9 protein-coding genes are annotated in these 12246 nt (G+C 69.7%); 7 read left to right on the top strand and 2 right to left on the bottom strand.

The genetic code is table 11. From position 1 onward, the window contains the following. Positions 1–104 precede the first annotated feature (104 nt). The 5 genes from N4G66_RS08280 to N4G66_RS08300 all read left to right on the top strand — a co-directional run bounded on the left by N4G66_RS08280 (position 105) and on the right by N4G66_RS08300 (position 5154). The gene (locus N4G66_RS08280) at positions 105–875 is read left to right on the top strand and encodes a DeoR/GlpR family DNA-binding transcription regulator (protein WP_261703329.1); all 771 of its coding nucleotides are present in this window, start codon (positions 105–107) and stop codon (positions 873–875) included. Positions 876–1011: 136 nt separating this feature from the next. Further along, positions 1012–2382: an ABC transporter substrate-binding protein gene (locus N4G66_RS08285; protein WP_261703330.1), complete on the top strand. Its 1371-nt coding sequence runs from the start codon at positions 1012–1014 to the stop codon at positions 2380–2382. Next, the gene (locus tag N4G66_RS08290) at positions 2379–3314 is read left to right on the top strand and encodes a carbohydrate ABC transporter permease (RefSeq protein ID WP_261703331.1); all 936 of its coding nucleotides are present in this window, start codon (positions 2379–2381) and stop codon (positions 3312–3314) included. Before N4G66_RS08285 ends, N4G66_RS08290 begins: the two co-directional genes overlap by 4 nt. Continuing rightward, positions 3314–4165: a carbohydrate ABC transporter permease gene (locus tag N4G66_RS08295; protein ID WP_261703332.1), complete on the top strand. Its 852-nt coding sequence runs from the start codon at positions 3314–3316 to the stop codon at positions 4163–4165. The genes N4G66_RS08290 and N4G66_RS08295 overlap by 1 nt, the downstream gene beginning before the upstream one ends. After that, on the top strand, positions 4162–5154 hold the full coding sequence (locus N4G66_RS08300; RefSeq protein WP_261703333.1) for a zinc-dependent alcohol dehydrogenase family protein: 993 nt from the start codon (positions 4162–4164) through the stop codon (positions 5152–5154). The genes N4G66_RS08295 and N4G66_RS08300 overlap by 4 nt, the downstream gene beginning before the upstream one ends. A 197-nt stretch (positions 5155–5351) precedes the next feature. On the opposite strand, the gene N4G66_RS08305 is transcribed toward N4G66_RS08300, so the two are convergent. Beyond that, a complete protein-coding gene (locus N4G66_RS08305; protein ID WP_261703334.1) occupies positions 5352–5795 on the bottom strand; it encodes a hypothetical protein in 444 nt (147 codons plus the stop codon). Positions 5796–6076: 281 nt separating this feature from the next. On the opposite strand from N4G66_RS08305, the gene N4G66_RS08310 reads away from it, so the two are divergent. Beyond that, a complete protein-coding gene (locus N4G66_RS08310; protein WP_261703456.1) occupies positions 6077–7291 on the top strand; it encodes a TerD family protein in 1215 nt (404 codons plus the stop codon). Positions 7292–7507: 216 nt separating this feature from the next. After that, a complete protein-coding gene (locus tag N4G66_RS08315) occupies positions 7508–10123 on the top strand; it encodes an NACHT domain-containing protein (RefSeq protein WP_261703335.1) in 2616 nt (871 codons plus the stop codon). A 469-nt stretch (positions 10124–10592) separates the two neighbouring features. Here N4G66_RS08315 and N4G66_RS08320 read toward each other — a convergent pair whose 3' ends face one another. Continuing rightward, on the bottom strand, positions 10593–12173 hold the full coding sequence (locus N4G66_RS08320; protein ID WP_261703336.1) for a TROVE domain-containing protein: 1581 nt from the start codon (positions 12171–12173) through the stop codon (positions 10593–10595). Positions 12174–12246: the final 73 nt, after the last annotated feature.

The following is a 12246-nucleotide window of genomic DNA, read 5'->3' on the forward strand; positions in this document are numbered from 1 at the left end:
CAGGCCTGGTCAGTGGCCGACACCCGCTGTAGAACTTCCCTCAAGGGCTCCACCGGGCCCGAACGGGCAGTGCGCGACGGAGCGCGAGGGAGCGGGTGACGGCCATGACTGCGATGACGGCGGAAGAACGGCAGCGCGAGATCGTCCGGACCGCGCGCCGCACGGGCTCGGTCGACGTCACCGAACTCGCCGGCGAACTCGGCGTCGCCAAGGAGACCGTACGGCGCGATCTGCGCACCCTGGAGGACCACGGCCTGGTGCGCCGCACCCACGGCGGCGCCTACCCCGTGGAGAGCGCCGGTTTCGAGACGACGCTCGCCTTCCGCACCACGAGCCATGTGCCCGAGAAGCGCCGGATCGCCGCCGCCGCGGCCGAGTTGACCGGGGACGCCGAGACGGTCTTCATCGACGAGGGGTTCACTCCGCAGCTCATCGCCGAAGCGCTGCCCAGGGACCGGCCGTTGACCGTGGTCACCGCCTCGCTCGCCGCTGCCGGGGCGCTCGCCGGGTCCGGCAACACGAGCGTCCTGCTGCTCGGCGGCCGGGTCCGTCCCGGGACGCTCGCGACCGTCGACCACTGGACGACGAAGATGCTCGCCGGCTTCGTCATCGACCTCGCGTTCATCGGCGCCAACGGCATCTCCCGCGAACACGGCCTCACCACCCCCGACCCGGCGGTCAGCGAGGTCAAGGCCCAGGCGATCAGGGCCTCCCGGCGCACGGTCTTCGCCGGAGTGCACACCAAGTTCGGGGCCGTCAGCTTCTGCCGGTTCGCCGGCATCGGCGCCCTGGAGGCGATCGTCACGAGCACGCTGCTCCCGGCGTCCGAGGCACACCGCTACTCGCTGCAGGGCCCGCAGGTCATCCGCGTCTGACACCCCTCGCAACCACGACAACCCGACCCACCACCTCCCCGCCTCCCCACCGCATGTGACGGCCCGACTCACCCACTCCGAGGCACCCTCACGCCTCACTCCTCCCCTTATCTCCCCATTCCTCCAGGAGTGATCCATGCGAATCCCGAGCCGACGGAGGCCGCGCGCGCTGCTCGCCGCGGCCGCCGCAGGGACGCTGCTCTCCCCGCTCCTCTCCGGCTGCTGGACCGGAGCGGGCGGGTCGGGCTCCGGCGGGAACTCCATCAACGTCCTGATGGTCAACAACCCGCAGATGGTCGAGCTGCAGAAACTCACCAAGGCCCACTTCACCCGAGAGACCGGCATCAAGGTGAACTTCACCGTCCTGCCGGAGAACGACGTCCGCGACAAGATCAGCCAGGACTTCGCCAACCAGGCGGGCCAGTACGACGTCGCCACGCTGTCCAACTACGAGATACCGATCTACGCCCGCAACGGCTGGCTGCACGAGATGGACTCCTACGTCCGCCACGACAGCGCCTACGACGAGCAGGACATCCTCAAGCCCATGCGGCAGTCGCTGACCGCCGCCGACGGAAAGCTCTACGGCCAGCCGTTCTACGGCGAGTCGTCCTTCCTGATGTACCGCAAGGACGTGTTCGCCGCGAAGGGCCTGAGGATGCCCGCGCATCCCACCTGGGAGCAGGTGGGCAGGCTGGCCGCCGCGGCCGACGGCGCCGAGTCCGGCATGAAGGGCATCTGCCTGCGCGGCCTGCCCGGCTGGGGCGAGCTCATGGCTCCGCTCACCACCGTGGTGAACACCTTCGGCGGCACCTGGTTCGACAAGGACTGGAAGGCGCGCCTGGACTCCCCCGAGTTCAAGAAGGCCACCGACTTCTACGTGGACCTCGTACGCGAGCACGGCGAGTCCGGCGCGGCCCAGTCCGGCTTCGCCGAGTGCCTCAACAACATGACCCAGGGCAAGACGGCCATGTGGTACGACGCCACCTCCGCCGCCGGCCTGCTGGAGGCCAAGGACTCCCCGGTCCGGGGCAAGCTCGGGTACGTGCCCGCACCGGTCGAGAAGACCGAGTCCTCCGGCTGGCTCTACACCTGGGCCTGGGGCCTCCAGAAGGCCTCGCACAACTCCGACAAGGCCTGGAAGTTCATCTCCTGGGCCTCCGGCAAGCAGTACGAGCAACTGGTCGGGGACACCGCCGGCTGGTCCGACGTACCGGCGGGCAAACGCGCCTCGACGTACACCAACGCCGCCTACCGCAAGGAGGCCGCGGCCTTCCAGGACATGACCCGCGAGGCCATCGAGGGCGCCCGGCCACGAGACCCCGGCGTCCAGCCGCGCCCCGCGCCCGGCATCCAGTTCGTCGGCATCCCCGAGTTCACCGACCTCGACACCAAGGTCTCGCAGGAGATCAGCGCGGCCATCGCCGGACGCCAGTCCGTCGACGCGGCCCTGAGCAAGTCCCAGAAACTCGCCGAGAAGATCTCCAAGGAGTACCGGGGACGATGACCGCCACGACAACGGCCCGCGTGGCCGCTCCTCCCGTACACACCCTTCGGCGACCGTCCGCCCGGCTGCGCGCCTGGGCCACCCGCGGCCCGCTGCTCCCGGCCCTGATCTTCATGATCGTGGTGACCCAACTGCCCTTCGTGGCCACGCTGGTGATCTCATTCTTCGACTGGAACGCCCTCTACCCGAAGGCCCGCCGCTTCACCGGCCTCGGCAACTACTTGGACGTCCTGACCGACGCCGATCTGCGTCACTCCGTCTGGACGACGATCCTGCTGACCGTCACCGTGGTCCTCGTCAGCCTGGTCCTCGGCCTGGTTCTGGCCCTGCTCCTGGACCGGAGGTTCCGGGGGCGCGGCATCGTCCGCACTCTGCTGATCGCACCGTTCCTGGTGGTCCCGGTCGCCGCCGCCCTCCTCTGGAAGCATGTGCTCTACAACCCTGAATACGGCCTGCTCAATGGGCTGTTGCACTATGTGGGCGGACCCCAGCCCGACTGGATCTCCACCACCCCGCTGCTCGCGGTCGAGGCATCCCTCGTCTGGCAGTGGACGCCGTTCATGATGCTGATCCTGCTCGCCGGCCTGCAGAGCCGCGACCACCAGCAGATCGAGGCGGCCCGGGTGGACGGCGCGAACGACTGGCAGGTCTTCCGCCACCTCACCCTCCCCCACCTGCGCCGCTATCTCGAACTGGGAGCCCTGCTGGGCTCGATCTACATCGTCCAGAACTTCGACGCCGTCTTCACCCTCACGTCCGGGGGCCTCGGCACAGCGAACCTGCCCTACACCGTCTACCAGAGCTTCTACCAGGCCCACGAGAACGGCCTCGCCTCCGCAGCGGGCGTCCTGGTGGTCATCGGCTCGATCGTCATCGCGACCTTCGCACTGCGCGTGGTGTCGTCCCTGTTCCGCGAGGAGGGGTCCCGCTGATGAGCGCCACCGCGACACACGTCCGCCCCCGCCGCACCAGGGGAACCGGCCTGGGCCTGGCGGCCTGGGTGCTAGGCATCGTGTTCTTCCTGCCCATCGCCTGGATGGCCCTGACGTCCTTCCACTCCGAGCCGGACGCGGCGAAGAACCCGCCGTCCTTCGGCGCGGCCCTGACCCTCGACGGCTACCGGGAGTTCTTCGGCACGGGCGGCGGCGCGAGCCCCTGGCCCGCGATCGTCAACTCCACCGTGGCGTCGGTCGTGTCCACCCTGTGCGTCCTGCTCCTTGCCCTCCCGGCCGCGTACGCGCTCTCCGTCCGCCCGGTGAGGAAGTGGACGGACGTCCTGTTCTTCTTCCTGTCGACCAAGATGCTGCCGGTGGTGGCCGGCCTCCTGCCGATCTACCTCTTCGCCAAGAACACCGGCATGCTCGACAACATCTGGCTGCTGGTCATCCTCTACACCTCCATGAACCTGCCGATCGCGGTGTGGATGATGCAGTCGTTCCTCGCCGAGGTCCCCGTCGCGGTGATCGAGGCCGCGCAGATCGACGGCGCCCGGCTCCCGACGGTCCTCACGCGTGTGGTGGCCCCCATCGCCCTCCCCGGCATCGCGGCAACAGCGCTGATCTGCTTCATCTTCAGCTGGAACGAACTGCTCTTCGCCCGGGTGCTCACGGGCGTGGTCGCGGAGACCGCCCCCGTCTTCCTGACCGGATTCATCACCAGCCAGGGCCTGTTCCTGGCGAAGGTGTGCGCCGCGTCGCTCGTCGTCTCCCTGCCGGTGCTCGCCGCGGGGTTCGCCGCCCAGGACAAGCTGGTCCAGGGCCTGTCGTTGGGAGCCGTGAAATGAAGGCCGCAGTCATCGAGTCCGTGGGCCGAGCCGTCGTGGCCGAGGTCCCGGACCCGACGCCGGGCCCCCGCGAGGTCGTGGTCGAGGTCGCAGCCTGCGGCCTGTGCGGCACCGATCTGCACATCCTCCAGGGCGAGTTCGCGCCCGAGCTGCCGATCGTGCCGGGTCACGAGTTCGCCGGCGAGGTGGTCGGCGTGGGCACCCGGGTCACGGAGCTCGCGGTCGGCGACCGGGTGGCCGTCGACCCGTCCCTGTACTGCTACGAGTGCCGCTACTGCCGTACGGGCCACAACAACCTCTGCGAACGGTGGGCCGCGATCGGCGTGACCACCGCGGGCGGCGCCGCCCAGTACGCGACCGCACCCGTCGCCAACTGCGTGAAGCTCCCCGAGCACGTCAGCACCGAGGACGCGGCCCTGGTCGAGCCGCTCTCCTGCGCCGTCCGCGGCTACGACGTCCTGCGGTCCCGGCTCGGTGCCCACGTCCTGATCTACGGCTCCGGCACGATGGGCCTGATGATGCTGGAGCTCGCCAAGCGCACCGGCGCGGCGAGCGTGGACGTCGTCGACGTGAACCCCGAGCGGCTGGCCACCGCCCGGCTGCTCGGCGTCTCCGGGGCGGCGGCGAACCCCGACGAACTGGACCGCCCGCGAGGCTGGGACGTGGTCGTCGACGCGACGGGCAACGCGGCGGCGATCCAGGACGGCCTGGACCGGGTGGCGAAGGCGGGCACCTTCCTCCAGTTCGGCGTGGCCGACTACGCGACCCGGGTCACCATCGACCCGTACCGCGTCTACAACCAGGAGATCACCATCACCGGCTCGATGGCCGTCCTCCACAGCTTCGAGCGCGCGGCGGAACTCTTCGCGGCGGGCGTCCTCGATCCGTCGGTCTTCATCAGCGACCGCCTCCCCCTGACGAGCTACCCGCAGGCACTGGAACAGTTCGCGGCGGGCGTGGGACGCAAGATCGTCGTCGTGCCGAAGTAGTGACCCAGGACGTGGCACACGGGCGTCGCCTTCACCCGCGACCCGGCCACCGGCGCCCGGGGGAAACCGCGTGGCCGAAACCCTCGGACAGTGTCTTCGCGGACCGAAGCACGAGAAGCCGAGGCGCGTGAACCGAGGCGCGTGAACCGAAGCCGGTGCCCGGGTCGGTCGCCGACCCGGGCACGCGGTTCACGCCGCTACTCCACGGACCGGAACATCCATGCCTGACGAGCCTCGCCGACGTTGAGCGGGCGCAGGGCGAGGCGGGGCGGGAAGATCCGCAGCAGGCTGAGGTCGAGAGCCAGCTCATAGCCGTCGACGGGGCCTCCGGGGACGACGATGTGGAACGTGTTCGGCATCGCGCCCGGGTAGAGCACCCATTCGCGCGGATCGGGGAACCCGGCGATCGGCTTGTTCGCCTCCGGATCGGCGTCGAAGGACAGATACGTCCCGCTCTCGATATTGCGCATCGTGCAGTTGCCGTTACTGAGGTTCTCCAGCTGCCATTCCTGCTCGCCGGGGCTGCCGGTGGGCGGCAGCAGCACGACAGGCGTCTTGGGCTCCGACGCCCCTCCCTCCATGGTGAGCATCTGCTCGCCGGGACGGGTGATCACGCAGGTTCCGTTCGGTACGGGGGTCAAGGCCGACTCCACTTCTGACGTGCGGGCCCGCGAGGGACACCGCTGATCGTTCAAATCGACGAATCCTTTCCCCGCCGACAGGCGACCAAGATCGGCAACGCCCCGCGTCACTCTTCAGAGGGACAGCGAATTCAGCCCGGTGTTCGACCGACTCACCGAAGGAGTCATGCGGGACCACGCGAGCGTCTCGGTGACGGGCGAAGGAGGATATGGCACCGCAACTCACCCTTGGGTAAGGGAACGGTAAAGCGCCTCCGCTCGTTACCCCAGGCATGACAGCTATGACCCCCGGCTCGAACATCCCTCTCCCCGTCTCCCGCGTGACGGTGGACGTCACCGCCCCGGTGCGGCTCGACGTGTCGAGCCTGCTGCTCACCGCCGACGGCAAGGTGCGCTCCGACGCCGACTTCATCTTCTACAACCAGCCCACCGGCCCCGGCGTGACCTACCGCTCGGGCGGCGGCACGGCGCCCGACGCGATCACGGTCGACACGACCGCGGTCCCCCCGGGCATCGAGAAGATCGTCGTCACGGCGAGTCCCGACGCGGCGGGCCAGTCGTTCCAGGGCATCGAACCCACCGCGACGATCCGCAACGCGGACGACAACACGGTCCTGGCCACTTTCACCCCGCCCCAGCTGGGCACGGAGACGGCCCTGGTGATCGTCGAGGTCTACCTCCGCAACGGCGCCTGGAAGGCCCGCGCGGTCGGCCAGGGCTATGCGAACGGACTGGCCGGCATCGCCACCGACTTCGGCGTGAGCGTCGAGGAACCCGCCCCGGCCGCCCGGCCCGCCCCCGTGGCACAGCCGCCGCAGCCCCCGGTGACACCCCCGGCCCCGGCCATGGACCCCCGCTTCACCGCCCCGCCGGCCCCGGCCGCTCCCCCGGCTCCCCCCGCGGCCCCGGCCCCCACCGGCAAGATCAACCTCGACAAGGGCCGGGTCAGCCTCCAGAAGAACCAGACGGTCTCCCTGGTCAAGGGCGGCAGCCCGTTCCTCTCCAAGGTCCAGATGGGCCTCGGCTGGGAGCCCGCGTTCCGCGGCAAGGACATCGACCTGGACGCCTCGGTCATCGCGTACGGCCCGCAGCGCAACCACATCGACAGCTGCTACTTCGGCAAGCTCTCCATCGTGAACGGCGCGATCAAGCACGCCGGCGACAACCTCACGGGTGAGGGCGGCGGAGACGACGAGGTGATCACCGTCGACCTCGGCCACCTCCCCCCGGAGGTCACCGGCCTCGTCTTCACGGTCAACTCCTTCTCCGGCCAGAAGTTCACCGAGGTGGCCAAGGCCTACTGCCGCCTCCTGGACGCCGCCACCGGCGAGGAACTCGTCCGCTTCGACCTCACCAACGCCGAGGCCCAGACGGGCGTCATGATGGCCAAACTGATCAAGCAGTTCTCCGGCGAATGGGAAATGACGGCGATGGGCGACTTCGTCAAGTCCCGCACGGTCCGAGGCATGGTGAAACCGGCGGCCCAGTCCCTCTAGGACGCCGGCGACCGGCGCACGGGAGCGCGCGAGGGCGCGCAAGAGGCATACGGCGGTGGGGACTTGAGGTCATCACCGCCGTGCTTCATGTCCGGTGACATCCCGCACCGTTCCCCCTCCGCGGAACCCGCCTTTGTCCTAGTCTGCTCAGTCCGGGCACCCGGCGGCGGGGCACACCGAGGTGACCGCCGTCCGCACACATCCGACGGGGGGTAGATGGATCCCGCTGCCATTGGCGCTCGGCTCGCGTCGAGCGTGGTCGCGCCGCTGATCAAGAAGCTGTTCGTGGCCGAGGGTCCCGGAGCGGGGCTGGTCGACAAGCCCGTGAGCATCTCCGGCCTGGTTTCGTTCACGGGCGAGAAGCGCGTTCTGTCCGACCTCGACCTGCACAAGATAGCCAAGGAGCTGGTCAGCCGGGCCGCTCAGTCGACGGGCGTGGAGGAACGCCTCCCGTCGTACGAACTGGCCGCCGTGGCCCACTCTGTCGCCGACACCCTGCGCGCCATGGACAGCATCGACATGGACGACGTGCAGGCCGTCCAGCTCGGCCACATGGCCCTGGCGCAGCATCTGCGGGCGCAGAGCCCGTCCGCCACCCTCGGGCTGTCGAGCGACGCGGTCCATCTCTACGTGAGCGTGCTCGACACCGCCTGCCTGCACATCGTGCACTTCTTCACCCAGCGGTCGACCTTCGTCGCCCGCACGCTGGTGGAGCAGAGTCACCGGATCGAGGAGCTGTCGAAGAGGATCGACGGGCTGATCGCGCGGACGCCGTCGCCCGCCGACGCCCCGTTCGAGGAGCGCTACGCCCGCTACATCGCCTCCAAGCACGGCAAGCTGACGATCTTCGGGCTCGATCTGTCCGAGTCCCCTGGCACCTGGCCGCTCGACGCCGCGTATCTGAGTCTGGACGCGGTGGGTGACGCGACGAACCCCATGCTCCTCCCCGCCGACCAGGTGCTGGCGGGGCGCAATCGCGTGCTGCTGCGCGGGGTGGCCGGTTCCGGGAAGACCACGCTGGTGCAGTGGCTGGCGGTGTCCACCGCGCAGAAGGCGCTCGACGAGCGGCTGCTGTACTTGTACGGCCTCATTCCGTTCGTCCTTCCGCTGCGCACCCTGACGCGGGGCGGCGCCAAGCTCCCCACCCCCGACGAGTTCCTGTCCGAGGTGGGCTGTCCGATCGCCGCCCTTCAGCCGACGGGCTGGTTCGACCGGGTGCTGCGGTCGGGACGCGGGCTCATGCTGGTCGACGGCATCGACGAGATCCCGGAGAACGAGCGCGAGGAGGCGCGCCGCTGGCTGCGGGATCTGGTCGACTCCTATCCGCGCAACCGGTGGCTGGTCACCTCACGGCCGTCCGCCGTACGGGAGGACTGGCTGGTCGGCGACGACTTCGCGGAGCTCGACCTGGCCCCGATGAGCCGGGACAACGTGGCCGAGTTCGTCCGGCGATGGCACAAGGCCGCCGGTATCGGCGACCAGTACGCGCAGGATCTGCTGCGGGCGATACGTGCCAAGCAGGATCTGGGGCGGCTGGCCACCAACCCTCTGATGTGCGCGCTGATCTGCGCACTCCATCAGGACCGCCGCGGCCATCTCCCCGACGGCCGCAAGGAGATCTACGACGCCGCTCTCTCCATGCTGCTGTCCCGGCGCGACCGCGAGCGCGGCATCTACAAGCCGGGCACGATCCGCATCGGCGAGGCCCATCACGTCCAGCTGATCCAGAAGCTCGCGTACTGGATGATCCGCAACGGCCGTTCGGAGATGGACCGGGCCGACGCGGTCGACCTCCTGGCCCATGCCCTTCCGGCGATGCCGCGTATCGCCGAGCAGGGCACCGCAGAGGAGATCTACCGCCATCTGCTGGTCCGCAGCGGCCTGTTGCGCGAACCGACCAAGGGCTCCATGGATTTCATCCACCGCACCTTCCAGGACTACCTGGGTGCCAAGGCGGCGGTGGAGGGTCTCGACTTCGACTTCCTCATCGCGCACGCCCACCTCGACCAGTGGGAGGACGTCATCCGGATGTCCGTCGCCCATGCGCGGACGACGGAACGTACGCGGCTGCTCACCGGGCTCATCGAGCGCGGCGACTGCTCGGAGATGGAGAGCCGTCGGCTCCATCTCCTGGCGGCCGCCTGCCTCGAGCACGCGACGGAGCTGGACCCCGGCGTCAGAACCGAGGTCGAGCGGCGGGCCGCGGCCCTGATTCCGCCCCAGTCGGCGGAGCAGGCCCGGGCGCTGGCCGATGTCGGCCCGGTCGTCCTGGATCTGCTTCCCGGACCGGAGGGTCTCCCGAAGGACGAGGCCTATTTCACCGTGCTGACCGCGACGCGCATCGCGACCGACGCGGCGATTCCGGTGCTGGCCGCGTACCGGGAGGTGGCCGACATCCGGGTGCGGGCCGAACTGGCCCGGGTCTGGAGCCGGTTCGACTGCGACCGCTACGCCGAGGAGGTCGTCGCGCACCTGGCCGACGCCTATCTGTACTTTCCGGTCTCCAACCCCGAGGAGCTGCGGGTGCTGCGCGGCTTCGGCGGCCGGTCCTTCATCAAGATCTCGGGTCCGTTCACCCCGGAGGAGTTCCGCAGCGCGTGTGACCGGGACAGCCTCTGCCACCTCTGGGTGGAGGCCGACCTCGACTGCACCTGGGAGTGGCTGAGCGCCTTCCCCTATCTCAGGACCGTCTTCTTCGAGACACCGGAGACCCGCGTGGAGACGGTTCCGCCTTCCGTAGAGGTCCTCCGGGAGCCCCTCAGCCCGCCCCCGGACCGGCCGGAAAAAGCCACGGACAGTGCCACGGACCTCTTGGGCGAGCTGTCGCCGTAGAGCCCGTCGCCGCCGCCGTAGAGCCCGTCGCCGCCTTCCCGCCTAAGGGCTGTCCCGTAATCCCCGGTGGATCAGCGCGCGGCGTCAGATGCTGGGGGCCCCTCCCACGCCTTTCGGGCTGTGGGGGAGCATCGCAAGGCGGAGGGTCGTCCTCATACTGGGCGTATTCGGGCGATCCGACAACGCGGCGTGGGGGTCCCCCCTGCTCGAAGAGCTTGGGGGAGTGCCGTAGCTGTCGTCGTGCGCCCGCCGGGGATTACGGGACAGCCCTTAGGGGCTGCCGTTCTTGTCGGACCCGGCACGCACAAGGGCGCGGCCCGCACCGAAGTACGGGCCGCGCCCACTTCACGTCCCAGGGGGCCTCAGCCCTCGGGCCCGGGGGACCTCGCTCCCCTTGAGCTCGGGCCTCACTCATCCCTCAGCCCGGGGGTCTCAGCCAACCCTCAAACCCAAGGGCCCCACGCGTCCCTCAGACCCACGGCCAATCCGCGTCCCGCGCTGACTCCAGAAGAGGCACCAACCGGAAAGCAGCGTCCGAGAGCCCGCCGAACGTGTGGCGGTTTCCCTTCCCCGAGGGGCCGTGGCCCGCGCGGTAGCCGGCGAGGTTCCAGGTGTAGACCGGTACGTGCGCCGGGACCTGCTCGGTCGGGTCCCCGTAGTGGCTGTACGTGGCCTGCTCGTCGGTGACGATCAGGACCCTGTCGTGCTTCTTGTAGTGCTCACGGACCGCCTCGCTCGTGTTGGTGCCGCCCAGGTCGCCGAACCGGCCGATGACCTTGAGCACCGACTCGCCCTTGCTGAACTCCACCCGCTTGCTGGTGGTGCCGAACTCGACGAGATCCGCGTCCGCCGCCCGCAGCGCGAGCGCCGTGCCGAAGATCGCCGCCGCGTCGGCCCGGTTGAGCTCGGAGCGCTCCGACAGCCGCGAGTAGAACATCGAGCCCGAACGGTCCACGAGCACCAGGGTCCGGCCGGGCAGCGCGGGCACGTTGGCCAGCGAGTGGCCGAGCGCCTGCTCCAGCGGGTACGACCAGCGCAGCGACGGCGCGTGCTGGTAGGCCGCGAGGTAGCGGAACGGGAACTGCCGCGAACGCGCGACCTCCGCCGGGTCGCTGATCTTCGCGGCGACCTGGGCCGCCACCTCGTCGCTGACGCCCGCCTCGTCGAAGTTGCGCAGGTTGCGGACGAGTGCCATCGCGCCCATGGACGGAATGACGGCCTCCCAGGCCGCCTTGTCCATCGGTCCCTGCAGCCAGCCGGCCAGCGCCTCCCAGGTCATGCCCGCGTCCGCCAGGCGCTGCGCGCCGTGCGCGCCGGTCACGACCTTGCGCCGCTTGGCGGGCCGCAGCGCCATGAGGTCGCGGTGGGCGACGAGCACGGGCAGCGACTTGGGGACCACTGCCGTGTCCGGGTTGTGGCGCCGGTCCAGCGCGTACTGGAACAGTTCGCCCTGCCACGACTTGGCGGGGTCCGGCGCCGCGTGCACGAGGTTGAGGATGTCGCCGAAGCGGTAGCCCTTGGACGCGGTGTCGTACTTCAGCAGCGACCTGCCGCTGTAGAGACGTCGTACCGCGTCGGCGATGCCCCGCTTGACGGGCTTGGGCACGTTGCGGTCGTACTGGGAGGTCCAGTAGGCGAGCAGTTCGCCCGGCTCGTCCGGACGGCGCAGCACGGAGGCGATGACCTGCCGGTTGGCGGGTCCGTCGGTGGCGCCCGCGTCGAGGCGTGCCTTCACGTACTCGGCGGCACCCACCAGCGAGGCCGTGCGCAGGTTTCCCTCGCCGCGCAGCCAGCCGAGCAGGGCGGCGGTCCAGGACGGGTCGGAAACGGCGAGCTCGCGCACGAGCGCGGCGAACCGGTCGTCGCGGTCCGCGCCGGTCTCGTAGAAGGTCTGCTGCGAGACGAAGTTGGCGATCGCCAGCAGGAAGAGCTCGGAGCGCGCGTCGCGCTCCTGGCCGCGGCCGCCCTGGTGCGTCCGCAGCACACGGCCGGTGGACGTCACGCGAGAGGTCGGCTGGGCCTTCGCCGTCTTGTTGTTGAAGCGTGCCATGGTGAATTCCCCCGAATTCGTTCTACGACGGTGAAGTCGTGTTTCGGAGGGAGGCACAGCAAATGGAGGGTGC

The organism is Streptomyces rhizosphaerihabitans (genome assembly GCF_025399795.1).
Lineage (GTDB): Bacteria > Actinomycetota > Actinomycetes > Streptomycetales > Streptomycetaceae > Streptomyces > Streptomyces rhizosphaerihabitans.

Coding starts and splice junctions, on each gene's coding strand:
- N4G66_RS08280 (WP_261703329.1), top strand. CDS start 105: ATGACTGCGATGACGGCGGAAGAACGGCAGCGCGAGATCGTCCGGACC.
- N4G66_RS08285 (WP_261703330.1), top strand. CDS start 1,012: ATGCGAATCCCGAGCCGACGGAGGCCGCGCGCGCTGCTCGCCGCGGCC.
- N4G66_RS08290 (WP_261703331.1), top strand. CDS start 2,379: ATGACCGCCACGACAACGGCCCGCGTGGCCGCTCCTCCCGTACACACC.
- N4G66_RS08295 (WP_261703332.1), top strand. CDS start 3,314: ATGAGCGCCACCGCGACACACGTCCGCCCCCGCCGCACCAGGGGAACC.
- N4G66_RS08300 (WP_261703333.1), top strand. CDS start 4,162: ATGAAGGCCGCAGTCATCGAGTCCGTGGGCCGAGCCGTCGTGGCCGAG.
- N4G66_RS08310 (WP_261703456.1), top strand. CDS start 6,077: ATGACCCCCGGCTCGAACATCCCTCTCCCCGTCTCCCGCGTGACGGTG.
- N4G66_RS08315 (WP_261703335.1), top strand. CDS start 7,508: ATGGATCCCGCTGCCATTGGCGCTCGGCTCGCGTCGAGCGTGGTCGCG.
- N4G66_RS08320 (WP_261703336.1), bottom strand. CDS start 12,173: ATGGCACGCTTCAACAACAAGACGGCGAAGGCCCAGCCGACCTCTCGC.